Raw genomic sequence first — 18430 nt, 5'->3', positions numbered from 1 at the left:
CCCCTCAGCGTAGCGGTTTTACATTGCGATCGTAATGTCAAAGCCGCTGAGCCGACGTGATCATCGCCGGAGTGCCCTGCTGGCAGGTGCTAACCAGGTCGGTGCGCACCTCAAGCGTCAACCGCACCTTGACGCCGGCGTAGACCAGGCTGGTCGGTGCGTTGATCAGCAGATAGTTGTCGAGCAACAGGCAGCCGGGCTCGACGCCCTCTGTGACGGTGCCGGTGACGTTGACCACCTTGGGGGTGTTGGCGCCCGAGGGCTTGATCGGCCGCGGCGACGGCTCACGGCCGGGCGGCGTCGGCTGCACGCTCGGGTCCGCGGAGAACGTGAGGGTCGGGCTCGGTGCCGGCGCCGTCGAGGTCGACACCGAGGGCGACGGCACCGGCCCGCCGCCCTCGCGGGTCGCCGAGCAGCCGGCGAGCGCCGCCATCAGAAGGACCGCGAGCGGCACCGAAACCCTGCGCATGACGTCGAAGTGTGTCATTGGGATGGGACGCGCGCCAGGGCTGGCGCGGTTCCCGGTCAGATGAGCTCGGGAGCCTGGAGTTGGCGCGGCGTGCTCTCCACCTGTTGCGGCACGACCAGGTCTTCGCCGGAGACACCGAGGTCGGCGAGCTTGCGCGCGCTGACCAGGACGCGCGCCTCGAGCGAGCCGACCGCGCGGTTGTAGGAGGTGACCGCCGTGCCGAGCGCTGAGCCCAGCTTGCCCACGTGGTCGCCGAGCGTGGCCAGCCGGCCGTAGAGCTCGCGGGCCAACTCGTGCACGGCGACCGCGTTGCGGGCCAACGCCTCCTGCCGCCACGAGTAGGCGACCGTGCGCAGCAGCGCGACCAGCGTCGCCGGGGTGGCCAGCACGATGTTGCGGCTGAACGCGTGCTCCAGCAGCGTCGGATCGCGTTGCAGCGCGACGTCGAGGAACGTGTCGGCGGGCACGAACAGCACCACGAACTCGGGCGACTGGGCGAACGCGGCCCAGTAGGACTTGGCGGCCAGCCCGTCGACGTGTGCCCGCAACTGCCGGGCGTGCGCGTCGAGGTGCTGGTCGCGGGTGCGCTCGTCGCGCGCCTCCATCGCGGTGAGGTATCCGTCGAAGGGCGCCTTGGCGTCGACCACCACGGTGCGGCCGCCGTGCAGCCGGACGACCAGGTCGGGCCGCACGCCCTGCTGGTCGGTGCTGGCCGTGACCTGCTCGGAGAAGTCACAGTGCTCGAGCATGCCGGCCGCCTCGACGATGCGGCGCAACTGCAACTCGCCCCAGCGGCCCCGCACCTGCGGCGCCCGCAGCGCGGCCACCAGCTGCTTGGTCTCGGTGCGCAACTCGCCGGAGACGCTCGACATCGTGCGCACCTGCTCGCGCAGCTCGGCGTAGGCGTCGACCCGGTCGCGCTCGAGCTCGGCCACGCGCAGCTCATAGCGGCGCAGCGTCTCGTGCAGCGGCGCGACCGCCCGGGCCACCGCCTCCTGCGACTGCACGGTGGCCTCGAACGACAACGCCCGCATCGACTGCTCCAGCCGCCCCTCGCCTTCGCGGGTCGAATCGATGGTCGCCTCGAGTCGGGCAACTCGGGCCGCGGACCTGGAAACCGCCGCAAACCACCCGGCCACCGCGCCCAAGGCGAGGCAGAGGACCACCACGGCCACCGTCGAAAGGTCCATCCGGTAAGACTGCCAAACGGGTACGACATGACAAGGCTAGGTACCGTCGTGTCATGACGTGGTTGTGGTTGATCGCGCTTCTGGTGATCGTCATCGCGCTGGTGCTCTACTACCAGCGGGGGGTGGCCGGCCGGCGCGAGCGCGAGCTGGCCGACGCCCGTGCGGAGGCACAGCGCTGGTATGAGCGGCTCGGTGGGCAGGTGATGAACCTGCACGGCGACGACACGGCGGTCCGCCAGGCGTTGGCCGACGCCGGCGAGCGCTACACCGCCGCGGGCAGCCAGCTCGAGCAGGCGCGCTCCGCCCGGCAATACGAGCTGGCCCGGGAGACCGCGCTGGAAGGGCTGACCTACATCCGGGCGGCCCGCACCGCGATGGGCATCGACCCGGGTCCGGAGCTGCCGCAGCTGGCCGCGGCCCGGGGCGCCGGCACGCTCACCAAGGAGCGCACGGTCGACGTGCAGGGCCAGCCGTTCACCGCGGGCCCGCAGCCGACCCAGAGCACCCCCTACTACTACCCGGGCGGCCGCTACCAGGGCCGGCCGGTGCCGTCCGGCTGGTACTCGCAGCCGTGGTGGAAGCCGGCACTGGGCGGTGCCGCCGGCGCGATCGGTGGCCTGCTGATCGCCGACGCGCTGTTCTCGCCCGCGTTCGCCGACCCGGGCTACGGCTACGACGCCGGCTACCAGGAGGGCTTCCAGGACGGGAACGACTACGGCGACGGCGGTGGCGACGGCGGCGGTGACTACGGCGGCGACGGCGGCGGCTACGACGGTGGCGGTGACTACGGCGGTGGCGGCGACTTCGGCGGTGGCGGTGACTACGGCGGTGGCGGCGACTTCGGCGGCGGTGATTTCGGCGGCGGCGACTTCTGACCGGTCCGCCCGACCTCGCGGGTAGGGCTAGCCGGATGGTGCCGAGGGTCCGGTGTTGTGCACAGTAGGTGACGTGACGACGACCTACCCGCAGAGCTCGACCCAGACCCCCGCACCGCGGCAGGCCACCGGTCGTGCCGCGCCATGGCTGGCCGGTGGCGGCAGCGCGTTGCTCGCCTGCGCACTGGTGAGCGGCGTCGCGCAGGCCGCACACGACTTCCGCTGGTGGTCACTGTTCGTGGTGATTCCCACCTCGCTGATCTCGGCGGCCGGCTTCGTCTCGCTGCGCCGCGGCGGGGGCATCCTGGCGTACGCCGTCGCCAATCTGGGTCTGATCGCGTTCGCCGTCGGCGTGATGCTGATGTTCGGCGAGGTGGGCCGCTTCTGGCCGCTGCTCATCGCGCTGCCGGCGGCCGCGATCGCGGGCAGCTACTGGTGGCGGGCCGACGACCCGCTGGCCCGCTCGTTCCACCGCACGCTGGCCATGCTCGCCACCGTCGCCGTGGTGCTCGGGATCGGCTTCCTCGGCTTCCATTTCAACTGGTTCGAGCCGCAGTCGCGCTGGTGGGCGTGGTTCATGGTGGCGGCGGGCGTGGTCGTCGTCGGCAACGGCGCCGAACTCGTGCGGCACCGCCTGGTCTACCGGGTGTCGGCCGCCGCGCTGGCGGCCGGCCCCGGCATCATCACCATCCTGCTCGGCGTGCGCTTCCTGCGCGGCTGGTGGTTCTAGAAGGCGCTCGCCACGACCAACTCCGTGGTGCGGTCGGGTAGCAGGTCGAGCTTGCCGATCCGGCCGGCGGCCCGCAGGTCGTCGGCCGCCAGCGACAGCGTCTCCAGCATCGCGGCCGGGCCGAGCACCTCGGCCAGCGGCACCTCGGTGCGCATCGAGACCTTGCGTTCGGACTTGGCCCGGCGCACCTGGGACAGCGCCTCGCCGGCCAGCTCGAGCAGCTCGGGCGTGGCGTCGCCGGCGATCTCGTGCACGGTCGGCCACGGCGCCCGGTGCACCGAGCCGTAGCGCCACCACGACCAGACCTCTTCGGTCACGTAGGGCAGGAACGGCGCGAACAGTCGCAGCTGGACGGAGAGGGCGGTGGCCAGCGCGCCCCGGGCCGACGCGGACGCCGCCGTGTTGCCGTAGGCCCGCTCCTTGACCAGCTCGATGTAGTCGTCGCAGAAACGCCAGAAGAACGTTTCGGCGGCCTGCAGCGCGGTGGTGTGGTCGTAGGCCTCGAACGCGGTCGTCGCGGTGGCGACCACCTCGCGCAGGCCGGCCAGCATGGCCTGGTCGAGCGGCTCGGTGACGGTCTTGTCGGCCGCGGTCACCCCGAGGCCGAGGGCGAACTTCGACGCGTTGAGCAGCTTGGTCGCCAGCCGCCGGCCGATCCGGATCTGCCCCGCGTCGAACGCCAGGTCGGTGCCGGGCCGGCCGCTCGCCGCCCAGTAGCGCACCGCGTCGGAGCCGTTGTCGATCAGCAGTTGCATCGGCGTGACCACGTTGCCCTTGGACTTCGACATCTTCTTGCGGTCGGGGTCGAGGATCCAGCCGGAGAGCACCGCGTCGCGCCAGGGAAGCGTGCCGTGCTCGAAGTGGGCCCGCACCACCGAGGCGAACAGCCAGGTGCGGATGATCTCCTGCCCCTGCGGCCGAAGATCCATCGGGAACACCCGGGCGAACAGGTCCGGGTCGGTTTCCCAGCCGCTGACGATCTGCGGTGTCAGCGACGACGTGGCCCAGGTGTCGAGCACGTCGGGGTCGGCGGCGAACCCGCCGGGCACGCCGCGCTGCTCCTCGCTGTAGCCGGCGGGCACCTCGGACGACGGGTCGACCGGCAGCCGGTCTTCGGTCGGCACCAGCGGGTGGTCGTGGTCGGGCTGGCCGTCGGCGTCGAGCGGGTACCACACCGGGATCGGCACGCCGAAGAAGCGCTGGCGGCTGACCAGCCAGTCGCCGGTGAGGCCGCCCACCCAGTGCTCGTAGCGGTGCCGCATGTGCGGCGGCACCCAGCGCAGCTGCCGGCCCCGGTCGAGCAGCGTCGCACGCAGGTCGGCGTCGCGGCCGCCGTTGCGGACATACCACTGCCGGGTCGACACGATCTCCAGCGGCGAGTCGCCGCGCTCGTAGAACTTCACCGGGTGGGTCACCGGGCGCGGCTCGCCGATCAGGTCGAGCGACTCGGAGAGCAGCCCGACGATCTCGCGCCGGGCCTGGTTGACGGTGCGGCCGGCCAGCGGGGCGTAGGCCGCCGGGTCGACGCCGGGTGGCGCCTCGGGCAGCAGCCGGCCGTCACGGCCGATCACCACGCGGGTGTCGAGGCGCAGCTCGCGCCACCAGGTCACGTCGGCGAGATCGCCGAACGTGCAGACCATGGCGATGCCGCTGCCCTTGTCTTTCTCGGCCAGCGGGTGGGCGTGCACCGGCACTTCGACCCCGAACACGGGGGTACGCACGGTGCGCCCGAACAGGTGCGCGTAGCGCTCGTCGTCGGGGTGGGCGACCAGCGCCACACACGCCGGCAGCAGCTCGGGCCGGGTGGTCTCGATGTAGACCGGCTCGTCGCCCGGCCCGTGGAAGCGAATCCGGTGGTAGGCGCCGGGCCGCTCGCGGTCTTCGAGCTCGGCCTGCGCCACGGCGGTGCCGAAGCCCACGTCCCAGAGCGTCGGCGCCTCGGCGCTGTAGGCCTCGCCGCGGGTCAGGTTGCGCAGGAAGGCCCGCTGCGACGTGGTGCGGGCGTGCCGGCCGATGGTCGTGTAGGTCAGCGACCAGTCGACCGAGAGGCCGAGGCGGCGCCAGAGCGCCTCGAAGACCTTCTCGTCTTCGACCGTCAGCCGCTCGCACAGCTCGATGAAGTTGCGCCGGGAGATGGCCGTCGGGTTCTTGCGGGCGGCGTCGTCGACCGGTGCCGGTGGCGGCACCCAGGCCGGGTCGTAGGGCAGCGACGCGTCGCCGCGCACACCGTAGACGTTTTGCACCCGGCGCTCGGTCGGCAGGCCGTTGTCGTCCCAGCCCATCGGGTAGAACACCATCTTGCCGCGCATGCGCTGGAACCGGGCCACGGTGTCGGTGTGGGTGTAGGAGAAGACGTGGCCCATGTGCAACTCACCACTGACCGTGGGCGGCGGCGTGTCGACGGAGAATACGTCAGCGCGGGCCTTGGACCGGTCGAACGCGTAGGTTCCCGTCTCCTGCCACCGGCGCGACCAGGTCTCTTCGAGGCCGTCGAGGGACGGCTTCTCAGGGAGCCCGGCGCGCCTGCCCGCCGTTTCGGTCATGCGGCCAGGGTACCGCCGGGTTCCAGCGATTTCCGAAAGCCTGACTCTGGCTCGGCGCGGTGAATCCCTTCTGCGGCTGGCCTGCCAGCGCCTGCTTCAGCACGTCGGTCACCGCGGCGATGACCTGCACCTGCACGGCTCCGCCGACCCCGTCGGCGGGGTGTGCCGGGTTCGCGGCGATGCCGGCGGCGGCGACCTGCGGTGTGAAGCCGACGAACGACTCGGTGGCGTTGCCCTCGGCGCTGCCGGTCTTGCCGGCCACGGGCCGGCCATCGAGCATTGTGGACACCTGCTCGGCCGTGCCGCCGTCGCACTGCCCGAATGCGCCGGACTGGCCGACCGGGCAGCGCGCGGCGTCGACCGCGGCCCGCGCGATGTCGGGATCCAGCACCTTGTGACAACTCGGGTCGGCCCCCGGGACGGTCTTGCCGCTCGCGTCGGTGATCCCCTTGACCGGCAGCGGCGCGCAGTAGGTGCCGTCGTTGGCGATGGTGGCGTACGCGTTGGCCAGGTCGAGCGGCGTCGTGTCGGCGACGCCGAGGGTGAACGAGCCCCAGTCGTCGGCGTCGGTCTTCGCCCGGTCGGCGTCGGCCTTGGCGCGGAACGTGATGCCGAGCCGCTGTGCCATCTCGACCGCCTTGGCCGCGCCGACCTGCTCCTCCAGCCAGACGAAGTAGGTGTTGACCGAACGGCCGAACCCGGTCCACATCGTGCGGTAGCCGTCCATCCACGATGGATTGTCGTTGGCCGGGCAGTAGGCACCGCCACAACTCGCGGGGCCGCTGTCGGCCCACTGGGTGCGCAGCCGGGCCGGCGCGTCGAACCCGGTGTCGAGGGTGTAACCGGCCTCCAGCGCGGCCAGCATCGTGAAGAGCTTGAAGGTCGAGCCGGCCTGATAGCCGGTCACCGAGGCGCCGCCCGCGACGAGTTGGTCGACGGTGTTGGGATAGTCCCTGCCACCGGGGTTCTTGGCCAGGCTGTAGTGGCGGTTGACGGCCAGCGCGAGCACCCGGCCCGTACCCGGTTGCACGGCCGCGATCGGCAGCGCCTTCGACGAGTCGTAGTCGTAGACCTTGGTCGCCGCTTCGGTCGCGGTGGCCTGCACCTTCGGGTCCATCGACAGCACGACCCGGTAGCCGCCGTCGCGCAGGGCCGCCAGTCGCTGCTGTGCGTTGTCGCCGAACGCCTGCTGCTGTTGCCACCAGGAGACGAAGTAGTCGCAGAAGTAGCGGCTGTCGGCCGGTTGGGCCGCGGTGCACCCGTTGGGCACGGTGCTGGGCTTGAGCTCCAACGGCTGCGACTTGGCCTTCGTGGCATCGGCCGCGGAGATGCCGCCGGCCTTGGCGAGCGAGTCCAGGACGTAGTCGCGGCGGCCCTGCGCGGCGGCCTTGTCGCCGTGGATCGGGTCGTACTGGTCGGGCGATTGCACCAGGCCGGCGATGAGGGCGGCCTGCGGGAGGGTGAGCTTGTCGGGCGTGGTGGAGAAGTAGGTCTGTGCCGCGGCCGCGATCCCGTAGGCGCCGGCGCCGAAGTAGACGATGTTCAGGTAGCGGGAGAGGATCTCGTCCTTGCTGATCGCGTGCTCGACGGCGACGGCGTACCGCATCTCCTGGATCTTGCGCCCGAAGTCGTCGGCGGTGGCGGCCTCCCGCTCTTCTTTTGTTGCCCGCGGGTCGGTCTTAAGCACATTTCGGACATATTGCATAGTCAACGTGGAGGCGCCCTGCTCGGTCTGCCCGCTGCTCCCGTTGGCGACGGCGGCCCGCAGCACGCTCCGCACGTCGACGGCGCCGTGCTGGTAGAACCGGGTGTCCTCGGCGGCGACGATGGCCTGCCGCATGATCGGCGCGACCGCGTCGAGCGTGACGTTGGTGCGGTTGAGGTCGGCGAACGTGGTGATCAGCGTCTTGCCGTCGGCGGCGTAGAGCCGGGACGCCTGCGGCACGCTCGGTTGCGCGAGCGCTACCGGAAGGTCGGTGGTGGCCAGCGCCACCCGGGTCGCGACAAATCCGGCAAGCAACCCGCTCGGCAGCGCCGCGGCGGCGACCAGCAAGCCGATCACCCCGGCACCGATCGCCAGTCGTGCCCACTTCGCCATCTGTTGCCTCCCCGAGTGTTCCTCCTCAGGTTCCGCACTTTTGGCGTGGATGCCGAGCTTCCGGGCGTAACTCACATGGCTCTGCCAGGAACCGCTCAGCGCTTTCCAAGGTGGCGGGGTTGACCGGGTTGTCTAGCGTCGATCTCATGACGACCACGAACGCCAAGTACGACAAGAAAGAGCAGTTGCGGCAGATCGAAAGCGGCCTGCTGCAGGGCGAGGAGATCATCGCGGTCTACGACGCGATCGGCACCGGGACGGGCTTCATCGGCCTGACCAACCGCCGGGTGATCGTGCAGGACAAGTCTTTCGTGGGCAAGCGGGTCGCCATCACCAGCATCCCCTACGGCAAGATCACCAGCGTGAGCGTGGTGAGCGACAAGTCCTGGGGCGGCTCGTTCTTCTCGACGGGCTCGATCGCCATCCACGTGGGCGCCCACACCTATGAGGTCGCCTTCCGCGGCTCCGACAAGGCCCACCATGTCCACAACGTGGTGCTGCACTACATCTCGTAGCTCCCGCCGCGACATCGAAAAGCTAGTGCCGCTCCGGCAAACCCGGCTGCCGGGTCGGTAGGCGGCGGGCCGCGACCAGCGCGGCCACGGCGAGCAGGGCAAGAACGGCCAGTGAGGATCGCAGGCCGTCCAGCCGCGCGGCCGCGTTCTCGTCGATGATGGCGGTCGCCGTTGGTCCGGTGACGCCTGCGCCGGTGAGGGCGTCCTCGAGTTGCCGGTCCGGAACGAACGGCACGCCGGATGCCAGCTCGACCTGAGCTCGCGACGACAGCTCCGCAGGGACGGCCGGGTTGGATTCGATACCGCTGAAGAACGACGTGGTGAGTGCTGAGATCAGCACCGCGCCGGCGAGGGCGGTCCCGACGGAGGCACCGAGATTCGTGAGGGTGTTCTGGAGCCCACCGACTTCGGCGCTCTGCTCGTCGGAGACCGCGGACACGGTGACGCTGCCGAGTTGCGATGCCAGCGCACCGATGCCCAGTCCGGCGAGAAACAGCGGAAGCGTGACGACCTCGGGACCGACGCCGGCGTCAAGTGACGCGCCCAACGCGACGATGCCCGCCAGCAATGCCAGAAAGCCCATCCGTACGACGCGCCGCGGCGACGCGTGCGGCAGGAATTTCGGCACACCGACCGCCGTCACCAACAGTGCCACTGATAGTGGAAGGATCCGCAATCCGGTGGCGACCGCCGACAAGCCCAGGGCTACCGACAGGAATAGCGGCACCGAGAAGAACAGGCCTGCCTGGAGGAGATACTGGAAGAAGAACGAGGTCAGGCCACCGCGCAGCAGCTTGTTGCTCAATAGCGCGGGATCGACCAGCACGGTCCGGCCGCGTGCCTGGCGGTATCGCTCCCAGGCCACGAATCCGGCCAGCACACCGAAGCCGCCCAGGACGAGCCAGAACACCGGCGAGAGCCCAAGCCAACCGGGAGCTTCGGGCTTGGGGTTGACGAATCCCCAGGATCCGCCTTGGAGAACGCCGAAGACGATGAGCACCACGCCGACGATCGACAGCAGCGTGCCGAAGAGATCGATGCGCGTGCCGCGTTGTGCGGCCGCGCCCGCGACCCGCCTGGCGAGCAACAGGATCGCCAGGACCAGCACGACTTCGCCCGCGAAAACCCAACGCCACGAGGCATAGGTGGTCAGCAGACCGCCGCACAGCGGTCCGACCGCGACCGCGATGGCTCCGGACGCCGCGACCAGGCCGTAGGCCCGTGGGCGCTGCGGTTGCGCGAAGTTCGAGGCGATCAGGGCGACAATCGCCGGCATGATCAGCGCGGCTCCGATGCCTTCCAGGAACGACCAGCCGATGAGGAGGACGGTCAGGTTCGGCGCCAGCGCTGTGATCGACGAACCCACACCGTAGATCACGCAGCCGAGCGCGAAGACCCGCCTGTGCCCCAGGCTCTGCCCCAGCCGGCCACCAGTGATCATCAGCGATGCCATGACGAGCGTGTACATCGTGATGGCGGTCTGGATTCCGGTCACCGTCGTTCCGAGCTCGGCGGCAACCGTAGCGATCGACACGTTCATGACCGAACTGTCGAGCGTCATCAGGAACTGTGCCGAGGCCAGCGTGAAGAGCACAGTGCCGGCGGCGGGCGTTCCCGGTCTAGCGGCCGCGGACGCCGCGCCGCTCATGGTTACGCCAGAGCACTTGGGCCTGTCGGGCGCGGCCGTGCGCGATGAGGTAGCCGTTGCCGGTCGCGGCAAGCGTCATGGCTACCTCCAGGCTGGATGCGGCGCTCGCTCGCGCTGTGCTCTCTCCCACTATGAGCGATTAGGGAGCTGATCACCCCGGAATCGCCAGGTTTGGGCAATACCCCGCACGCGACCGGCGTGCGCGTCGCGTCAGCGAACGACAGGGTTCCACTGCCGCTTCGCGGCGATCGTGACACCGGGGGCGCGATAGTAGGGGTCGGCCGCGATCAACTCGTCAAACTCGGCCTCGGTCGCGACGTCGAAGATGAGCAACGCCCCCGACTCGTCGGCATAGGGCCCGGCCATCGCGACCACGCCCCGCTCCTTGAGCCCGGCGAGCACCTCCCGGTGTGCCGGCCGGTGCTTGAGCCGCTCCGGATTGCCGTCGAAGGACAGTTCGAGCAAGAACATCAACGCATCGTAGCGACCAGCGAGCGTCAGGAGGGGGTGCGTCAGACGTTGAAGCGGAACTCGACCACGTCGCCGTCTTGCATGATGTAGTCCTTGCCTTCGATGCGGACCTTGCCGGCCGCCTTGGCCGCCGCCATCGTGCCCGCGGCCATCAGGTCGTCGTAGGAGACGATCTCGGCCTTGATGAAGCCGCGCTGGAAGTCGGAGTGGATGACGCCGGCCGCCTCGGGCGCTGTGGCGCCGATCGGGATCGTCCAGCCGCGGGCCTCCTTCGGGCCCGCCGTCAGGTAGGTCTGCAGGCCCAGCGTGCGGAAGCCGACCCGGATCAGCTGGTTGAGGCCCGGCTCGGGCTGGCCGATCGACTCCAGCAGCTCGCGCGCCTCCGCCTCCGGCAGGTCGATCAGCTCCGACTCGACCTTGGCGTCCATGAAGACCGCCTCGGCCGGTGCGACCAGGGCGCGCAGCTCGTCGAGGAACGCGGCGTTGTTGAGCTCTTCCTCGTCGACGTTGAAGACGTAGAGGAACGGCTTCGTGGTCAGCAGGTGCAGCTCACGCAGCTCGGCCACGTCGATCCCGGCGGACGCCGCGCCCGCGTAGAGGGTGACGCCGGTGTCGAGCAGCTCGCCGGCCGCGCGTGCGGCGGCCGCGATGGCGGCGCGGTCCTTGCGGAGCTTGGCCTCCTTCTCCAGCCGCGGCAGCGCCTTCTCGATCGTCTGCAGATCGGCCAGGATCAGCTCGGTGTTGATGGTCTCGATGTCGTCGGCCGGTGAGACCTTGCCGTCGACGTGCACCACGTTGGGGTCCGAGAACGCCCGCACCACCTGGCAGATCGCCGACGCGTCGCGGATGTTGGCCAGGAACGCGTTGCCGCGGCCCTGGCCCTTCGAGGCACCCCGGACCAGGCCGGCGATGTCGACGAAGGAGACCGGGGCCGGAACGACCTTCTGCGAGTCGTAGAGGGCGGCCAGCTTCGGCAGCCGGGCGTCGGGCAGGCCGACGACGCCGACATTCGGCTCGATGGTCGCGAAGGGGTAGTTCGCCGCCAGCACGTCATTTTTGGTCAGCGCATTGAACAGCGTGCTCTTGCCGACGTTGGGCAGGCCGACGATCCCGATGGTCAGACTCACAACAGACCAGCTTACGCAGGCCCGGCGGAGATCAGGCGATCGCCTGCCACCAGCCGTCGATGGCCGGCGGGGAGTCGACGTCGACCCGCTCGCCGGGGCGCGGGATCGCGAGCGTGACGCCCTCGGCCTTGGCCTCTGACCAGAGGCGGTCGGCCGGCTCGGCCCAGTCGTGGAAAGCCAGCACGAACGTGCCCCAGTGCAGCGGGATCATCAGCCCACCCCGGACACCGCGATGCGCCCGCACCGCGTCTTCGGGCGTCATGTGGATGTCGGGCCAGCCCTCGCCGTAGGCCCCGATCTGCATCAAGGTTACGTCGAACGGCCCGTGCGCCTCGCCGATCTCGGCGTAGCCATCGAAATAGCCCGAGTCGCCCGTGTAGAAGACCTTGCGGCCGTGCCCGGCCACCACCCAGGACGCCCACAGGGTCTCGTCGCGGGTCAGGCCGCGCCCGGAGAAGTGGCGGGCCTCGGTCGCGGTCAGCGTCAGGCCGGCCACGGTGATCGACTCGTCCCAGTCGAGCTCGATCACCCGCTCGGCCGGCACGCCCCAGCGGGCGAAGTGGGCGCCGACCCCGAGCGGCACCACGAACGGCGCCGTCGAGCCGAGCGCCAAGGACCGGATCGTCGGCAGGTCGAGATGGTCGTAGTGGTCGTGCGAGATCACGATCGCGTCGAGCGGGGGGAGTTCGTCCAAGGAGACCGGTGGCTCGTGCAGGCGGCGGGGACCGACCAGGTGCGACGGGGAGCAGCGGTCACTCCAGACCGGGTCGAACAGCACCCGGTCGCCGTCGATCTCCACTAGCGCGGAGGAGTGCCCGTACCAGGTGATGTGCAGGCCTTCCGAGGTGGCGCCCGCGGAGCGTGCCAGCGGGATCGGCAGGCGGGGCTTGCGCCGCTCGCGGTCGGCCAGGAAGGCGCGGAGCATGGCACCGCCAGGCGCCGCGATCGTGCGGGCCGGGACGCGGTTGTGGAACTTGCCGTCGCGCCACTGCGGCGACGGGCCGACCCGGCGCTCGTCGGGGCGGGCGCCCATCTGGAGCGGCACGTCGCGCGCGGCCCAGGCCAGCGCCGCGGCGGCCGTGCCCAGGATGCCCAGTGCCCATGTCGACTTCTTCGCCATGACCACAAGTGTGCAACAACGCACCGACAAAAACCTGAGCGTCTACTCAGCCGACGGCGATGTCTGATTCCCGCGAGCCAGGGGCGCCGGGGCGAGGCAGGATCGTTGGCATGGAACTGGAGTTCGAGCGGTGCTACCGGGCCGTCGACAGCCGTGACCAGCGGTTCGACGGCTGGTTCTACACGGCCGTGACCTCGACCGGGATCTACTGCAAGCCGTCCTGCCCGGCCATCACGCCCAAACGGGCAAACGTCCGCTTCTACCCCTCGGCCGCCGCAGCGCAACGGGCCGGGTTCCGGGCCTGCCGCCGCTGCCGGCCCGACGCCGCACCGGGCTCCCCGGAGTGGGACCTGCGCGCCGACACGGTCGGGCGGGCGATGCGGTTGATCGGCGACGGCGTCGTCGACCGCGAGGGGGTGCCGGGGCTCGCCGCCCGGGTCGGCTACACCGAGCGCCACCTGCACCGGATGCTCGTCGCCGAGGTCGGCGCCGGCCCGCTGGCGCTGGCCCGGGCCCAACGCGCCCAGACCGCCCGGATCCTGGTCGAGACGACCGACCTTGGGCTCGCCGAGATCGCGTTCGCGGCGGGTTTCGGCAGCGTGCGGCAGTTCAACGACACGATCAAGGAGGTGTACGGCGGCCCGCCGTCGAGCCTGCGCGAGGCGAAGCACCGCAAGACGCCGGAAGCCGGCGTGGTCAACCTGCGCCTGGCCTACCGGCCACCGCTGCACGCGCCCGCACTGCTCGAGTTCCTGGCCGACCGCGCCATCCCGGGCATCGAGGAGGTCGTCGACGGCACCTACAAGCGGTCGCTGACCTTGCCGCACGGCCCGGCCGAGGTCGAGTTGACCCCGATTCCGGGTGTCGGCGCCGCGGCCCACGTGGCCGCCACGCTGCGGCTCAAGGACGTGCGCGACCTGGCGCCCGCCGTCGCCCGCTGCCGCCGCCTGCTGGACCTCGACGCCGACCCGGAGGCGGTCGACGCGCTGCTCGGCGCCGACCCCGCCCTGGCCAAGACCGTCGACAAGGAGCCGGGGGTACGCGTACCGCGTGCCGTCGACAGTTTCGAGACCGCCGTCCGGGCCGTCGTCGGCCAGCAGATCTCCGTGCCGGCGACGCGCACCATCCTCGGCCGGATCGCGAAGTCCGCCGGCGCCGTCGGTTTCCCCGACGCCGCGGCCGTCGCCGGCCTGCCCGACGAGGCGTTCCCGATGCCGGCCGCCCGCCGGGAGACGATCCGCGGCCTGGCCCGGGCCGTCGCCGACGGCACCGTCGAGCTCGACCTCGGCGCCGACCGCGAGGATCTGGTCCAGAGCCTGGTCGGGCTGCCCGGCATCGGCGCCTGGACGGCCGGCTACGTGGCGATGCGCGCCGCCGGTGATCCCGATGTCTTCCTGCCCACCGACCTGGCCGTCCGCCGGGGTGCCAAGGCCCTCGGCCTGCCCGACGACCCCAAAGCACTCGAGGAGCACGCGGCGGCCTGGCGGCCCTGGCGCTCCTACGCCCTGATCCGTCTCTGGAGGAACGCGTGAACACCGCCACCATGGCCACCCCGGCCGGCCCGCTGACGATCGTCGCGACCGACGAGGGCGTCGTGCGCGCCGCCGGCTTCACGGCCGACGTCGACGAGTTGCTGGCCCTCGTACACCCGTCGCTTCGCGGTCGAGCGCGGCCGCGCGCCGACCTCGGGCCGGTCACCGGCGCGGTCATGTCCTATCTGGACGGTGATCTGACCGCGCTCGACGCGGTGCCGGTCGAGCAGCGCGCCGGCGGCACGTTCCTCGGCCACGCCTGGAACGTGCTCCGCGAGGTCAAGCCCGGCGCACCGGTCACCTACACCGAGTACGCGACGCTCGCCGGTCGCCCGTCGGCGGTGCGCGCGGCCGCGCAGGCCTGTGCCCGCAACGCGGTCGCCCCGTTCGTGCCCTGCCACCGGGTGTTGCGCACCGACGGCACGCTCGGCGGCTACCGCTACGGCCTCGACGTGAAAAAGTGGCTTCTCGGGCACGAGATGCGGTGAGCCCGTCGTAGCGATTACCGTCACGGGGTGCGTACCAAACGTGACCATCAGTCAGGGGTACGCAACCTGTGGCGGCTGCGCCGCTACCTCCGCCCCTACCGTCTCCAGTTCGCCGGCCTGGTCGCCGCCGCCCTCGCCGGCACCGCGGTCGGCATCGCCGTCCCGCTGGTCATCCGCCGGGTGGTCGACGGGCCGATCGCACACGACGACCCGCGCGGCCTGTTCGCGCTGGGCGCCCTCGCGCTGCTGTTCGGCATCGCCGAGGCGGTGCTGATCTTCATTCGGCGCTGGTCGCAGTCGAGCCAGTCGCTCGGCATGGAAGCGACGATCCGCCAGGAGATCTACGCGCATCTGCAGCAACTGCCGGTCGCGTTCCACGACCGCTGGCAGAGCGGCCAACTGCTGGCCCGGGTCACCGCCGATCTCTCGGTGATCCGCCGGTTCCTCTCCTTCGGCCTGCTCTTCCTGGTCGTCAACCTGGCCACCTACGCGGTGGTCGTCGCGCTTCTCATTCACCTGCATTGGCCGCTGGGCCTGTTGGTGGCCGGCAGCGCTGTCCCGCTGGCGGTGGTCAGCCGCCGGTTCACCCGCACCTACCTGCGCACCTCGCGCCGGATGCAGGACGAGCAGGGCGACCTCGCGACCCAGGTCGAGGAGACCGCGCGCGGCCTGCGCACGGTGAAGTCGTTCGGCCGGCAGGCGTTCATGAGCGGCCAGTTCGGGGCCGGTGCCGACCGGTTGCGGAACACCGCCGTCACGAAGGGCCGACAGCTCGCCGGCACCTCGGCCCAGTTCGACCTGATCCCCAACCTGACCCTGGCCGCCGTGCTGGTGGCCGGCGCGATCGAGGTGGCGGGCGGCCGGCTCACGATCGGCGAGCTGGTCGCGTTCGTCACGCTGCAACTCATGCTGATCTGGCCGATCGAGTCGCTGGGCTGGATCATCGGCAACGCGCAGGAGGCGATGACCGCCTCCGACCGGATCTACGAGGTGCTCGACGCGCCACCGTCCATCATGGATCGTCGCGACGCCCGGCCGGCCGGGCGGGTGGCCGGCGAGGTTCGCTTCGACGACGTCCGGTTCAGCTACCCGGGCAGTTCTGTGCCGGTGCTGCGAGGAATCACGCTGACCGTGCGGCCGGGCGAGACGCTCGCGGTCGTCGGCACCACCGGGTGTGGCAAGACCACGCTGGTCTCGCTGGTGCCGCGGCTCTACGACGTGACCGCCGGCCGGATCACCCTCGACGGCCGCGACATCCGCGACCTGCGCCTCGACTCGCTGCGCGAGGTGGTCGGGGTCGCGTTCGAGGAGCCGACGCTGTTCTCCATGTCGGTGCGGGAGAACCTGGCGCTGGGCCGCACCGACGCGACCGACGACGAGATCTACGAGGCGCTCGCGCTGGCCCAGGCCGACTTCGTCGAAGACCTGCCGTGGGGCCTGGATACCCGGGTGGGCGAGCAGGGCCTGTCGCTGTCCGGGGGCCAGCGGCAACGGTTGGCGCTGGCCCGCGCCATCCTCAGCCGGCCGCGGGTGCTGGTGCTCGACGACCCGCTGTCGGCGCTCGACGTGCACACCGAGGCGCTGGTCGAGAAGGCGCTCGCCGGCGTCCTGGCCGACACCACGGCGCTGCTCGTGGTGCATCGCCCGTCGACGATCGCACTGGCCGACCGGGTTGCACTGCTCTCCGGCGGCGTCATCGCGGCGACCGGCACGCACTCGGAGTTGCTGGCGACGGTGCCGGCCTACCGGGCCGTGCTCTCCGAGGCGGCGGCAGCGGACGCCGCATGACGGTGCACTCCTGGCGCGGCCGGGCGGCGGAACTCGACGCCGACCGGACGGCCGCCGAAGGCACGGACCCGGCCGCGGTCGCCCGCCTGCGGTTGCGCAGCAGGGCGTTGCTGGCGTCGCTGGTGCGGCCGCACCGGCGCCCGCTGGCGGCCACGGTCGCGCTGCTGCTCCTGCAGAGCGTCGCCGGCATGGCCGGCCCGTTCCTGGTCATGCTCGCGATCGACAAGGGCATCCCGCCGCTCCGGGCCGGCGACCCGACGGTCCTGATCGAGGTCGGCCTGGCGTTCGTCGCCGCCGCGGTGCTGGAATATGTCGGAAAGAGGGGGTTCCTGCGCCTGTCGGCCCGGATCGGCCAGGACGTGTTGCGCGACCTGCGGCAACGCGTCTACGACCACTTCCAGCGGCTCTCGATCGGCTTCCACGAGCGCTACACCTCGGGCCGGATGGTGGCCCGGCTGACCAGTGACATGGACTCGATCAGCGAGTTGGTCGACGGCGGCATCGACGATCTGGTGCTGGCCGGCCTGTCGGTCGTCTCGGTCGCGGGCGTGCTGCTCTACCTCGACCTCCCGCTCGCCGTGCTCACCTTGTTGACCTTCCCGTTCCTGCTGTGGCTGTCACACTGGTTCGCACTCGCGTCGGCGATCGCCTACCGGCGTACCCGCGAGGCGGTCGCTCTGGTGATCGTCCACTTCGTCGAGTCACTGGGTGGCATCCGGGCGGTGCAGGCCTTCCGCCGCGAGCCCCGCAACCAGCAGATCTTCGACGCGCTCAACGACGACTACCGGTTGGCCTCGCTGCGCGCGTTCCGCCTCATCGCGGTGTATTCGCCGAGTATCAAACTGATCGGAAACCTGGCCATCGCGGGGGTCCTGACGTTCGGCGGCTGGCAGGTGCTGCACGGCAGGACCGCGATCGGTGTCCTGGCGGCCTTCCTGCTGTATCTGCGCCGCTTCTTCGAGCCGATGCAGGAGCTGAGCCAGTTCTACAACGCCCTGCAGTCGGCGACGGCGGCGCTGGAGAAGCTGTCCGGGGTGCTCGACGAGCGCCCGGCGGTGCCCGAACCGGCGCATCCGGTGGCGTTGCCACCCGCGGCCGGCGGACGGGCGATCGCTTTCGAGGACGTCACCTTCGGCTATCGCGACGGCCCGCCGGTGCTGGCCGACTTCACGATCGACATTCCGGCCGGTCAGATCGTCGCACTGGTGGGCGCGACCGGCGCCGGCAAGTCGACGGTGGCCAAGCTGGTGGCCCGCTTCTACGACCCGGTCGCGGGAACGGTCCGGCTCGACGGCGTGGACCTACGCGAGGTGTGCGACCCGGACCTGCGCCGCGCGGTGGTCATGGTCACCCAGGAAAACCACCTGTTCGCCGGCACGGTCGCCGACAACCTGCGGTTCGGCCGCACCGACGCCACCGACGAGGCCCTGGTGGCAGCGGCCAGGGCAATCGGCGCCCACGACTTCATCGCGGCGTTGCCGGAGGGCTACGACACCGACGTACACCGCCGCGGCGGCCGCCTGTCGGCCGGCCAGCGCCAGTTGGTGGCGTTCGCGAGGGCCTTCCTGGCGGATCCCGGTGTGCTGATCCTCGACGAGGCCACGTCGTCGCTCGACGTGCCCACGGAACGCCTGGTGCAACGCGCCCTGCGCACCATCCTGCGCGAGCGGACCGCTCTGGTGATCGCCCACCGCCTCTCGACGGTGGAGATCGCGGACCGGGTCCTGGTCGTCGACGACGGCCGCGTGGTCGAAGACGGTCCACCGTCCCGCCTGATCGCCGGCGGCGGCCGCTACGCCACCCTCCATACGCAGTGGCAGGACTCGCTGCTCTGAG

At 71.0% G+C, this 18430-nt stretch carries 15 protein-coding genes; 7 read left to right on the top strand and 8 right to left on the bottom strand.

The genetic code is table 11. The features are described from left to right. Positions 1-37: 37 nt before the first annotated feature. Complete coding sequence (locus AB0J74_RS04485) at positions 38-469, bottom strand: hypothetical protein (protein WP_363444589.1); 432 nt, start codon at positions 467-469, stop codon at positions 38-40. Positions 470-525: 56 nt separating this feature from the next. After that, the gene (locus tag AB0J74_RS04480) at positions 526-1659 is read right to left on the bottom strand and encodes a DNA recombination protein RmuC (protein WP_363444586.1); all 1134 of its coding nucleotides are present in this window, start codon (positions 1657-1659) and stop codon (positions 526-528) included. A 53-nt stretch (positions 1660-1712) separates the two neighbouring features. Between AB0J74_RS04480 and AB0J74_RS04475 the strand changes: the two genes are divergently transcribed. Beyond that, positions 1713-2534: a hypothetical protein gene (locus tag AB0J74_RS04475; RefSeq protein WP_363444583.1), complete on the top strand. Its 822-nt coding sequence runs from the start codon at positions 1713-1715 to the stop codon at positions 2532-2534. Positions 2535-2607: 73 nt separating this feature from the next. Then, entirely contained in the window at positions 2608-3264 is a 657-nt protein-coding gene (locus AB0J74_RS04470; RefSeq protein WP_363444580.1) for a hypothetical protein, read from the top strand. Here the strand turns inward: AB0J74_RS04470 and valS are convergent. Together valS and AB0J74_RS04460 are read right to left on the bottom strand one after the other, a co-directional pair. Continuing rightward, entirely contained in the window at positions 3261-5807 is a 2547-nt protein-coding gene (gene valS / locus AB0J74_RS04465; RefSeq protein WP_363444578.1) for a valine--tRNA ligase, read from the bottom strand. The two genes, AB0J74_RS04470 and valS, sit on opposite strands and share 4 nt — an antisense overlap. Continuing rightward, positions 5770-7905, bottom strand: coding sequence for a transglycosylase domain-containing protein (locus AB0J74_RS04460; RefSeq protein ID WP_363444575.1), 2136 nt, complete (start codon positions 7903-7905; stop codon positions 5770-5772). The genes valS and AB0J74_RS04460 overlap by 38 nt, the downstream gene beginning before the upstream one ends. A 146-nt stretch (positions 7906-8051) precedes the next feature. Here AB0J74_RS04460 and AB0J74_RS04455 point away from each other — a divergent pair, with 146 nt between their 5' ends. After that, complete coding sequence (locus tag AB0J74_RS04455; RefSeq protein ID WP_116068492.1) at positions 8052-8420, top strand: PH domain-containing protein; 369 nt, start codon at positions 8052-8054, stop codon at positions 8418-8420. 22 nt (positions 8421-8442) lie between these two features. Here AB0J74_RS04455 and AB0J74_RS04450 read toward each other — a convergent pair whose 3' ends face one another. From AB0J74_RS04450 to AB0J74_RS04435, 4 genes are all read right to left on the bottom strand, one after another. Next, positions 8443-10068, bottom strand: a complete 1626-nt coding sequence (locus AB0J74_RS04450; protein ID WP_363444571.1) for an MFS transporter — start codon at positions 10066-10068, stop codon at positions 8443-8445. 210 nt (positions 10069-10278) lie between these two features. Continuing rightward, positions 10279-10539 carry a YciI family protein gene (locus AB0J74_RS04445; RefSeq protein ID WP_363444568.1) on the bottom strand — a complete coding sequence of 87 codons (261 nt, stop codon included), beginning with the start codon at positions 10537-10539 and terminating at the stop codon, positions 10279-10281. Between the two features lie 41 nt (positions 10540-10580). Further along, entirely contained in the window at positions 10581-11666 is a 1086-nt protein-coding gene (gene ychF / locus AB0J74_RS04440) for a redox-regulated ATPase YchF (protein ID WP_363444565.1), read from the bottom strand. 31 nt (positions 11667-11697) lie between these two features. After that, positions 11698-12786 carry an MBL fold metallo-hydrolase gene (locus tag AB0J74_RS04435; protein ID WP_363444562.1) on the bottom strand — a complete coding sequence of 363 codons (1089 nt, stop codon included), beginning with the start codon at positions 12784-12786 and terminating at the stop codon, positions 11698-11700. A gap of 110 nt (positions 12787-12896) precedes the next feature. Here AB0J74_RS04435 and AB0J74_RS04430 point away from each other — a divergent pair, with 110 nt between their 5' ends. The 4 genes from AB0J74_RS04430 to AB0J74_RS04415 are packed head-to-tail and all read left to right on the top strand — an operon-like array spanning position 12897 to position 18429. After that, the gene (locus tag AB0J74_RS04430; RefSeq protein WP_363444559.1) at positions 12897-14318 is read left to right on the top strand and encodes an AlkA N-terminal domain-containing protein; all 1422 of its coding nucleotides are present in this window, start codon (positions 12897-12899) and stop codon (positions 14316-14318) included. Positions 14319-14329: 11 nt separating this feature from the next. Continuing rightward, entirely contained in the window at positions 14330-14806 is a 477-nt protein-coding gene (locus AB0J74_RS04425; RefSeq protein WP_363445437.1) for a methylated-DNA--[protein]-cysteine S-methyltransferase, read from the top strand. Between the two features lie 27 nt (positions 14807-14833). After that, positions 14834-16594, top strand: a complete 1761-nt coding sequence (locus AB0J74_RS04420; RefSeq protein WP_363444557.1) for an ABC transporter ATP-binding protein — start codon at positions 14834-14836, stop codon at positions 16592-16594. Next, positions 16591-18429, top strand: coding sequence for an ABC transporter ATP-binding protein (locus AB0J74_RS04415; RefSeq protein WP_363444554.1), 1839 nt, complete (start codon positions 16591-16593; stop codon positions 18427-18429). Before AB0J74_RS04420 ends, AB0J74_RS04415 begins: the two co-directional genes overlap by 4 nt. The last annotated feature ends 1 nt before the right edge of the window (position 18430 follow it).

The organism is Asanoa sp. NPDC049573, from assembly GCF_040676615.1.
Classification (GTDB): domain Bacteria; phylum Actinomycetota; class Actinomycetes; order Mycobacteriales; family Micromonosporaceae; genus Asanoa.
Note: the sequence above shows the minus strand (reverse complement) of the source record. Positions and strands in the feature narration are given on the sequence as shown.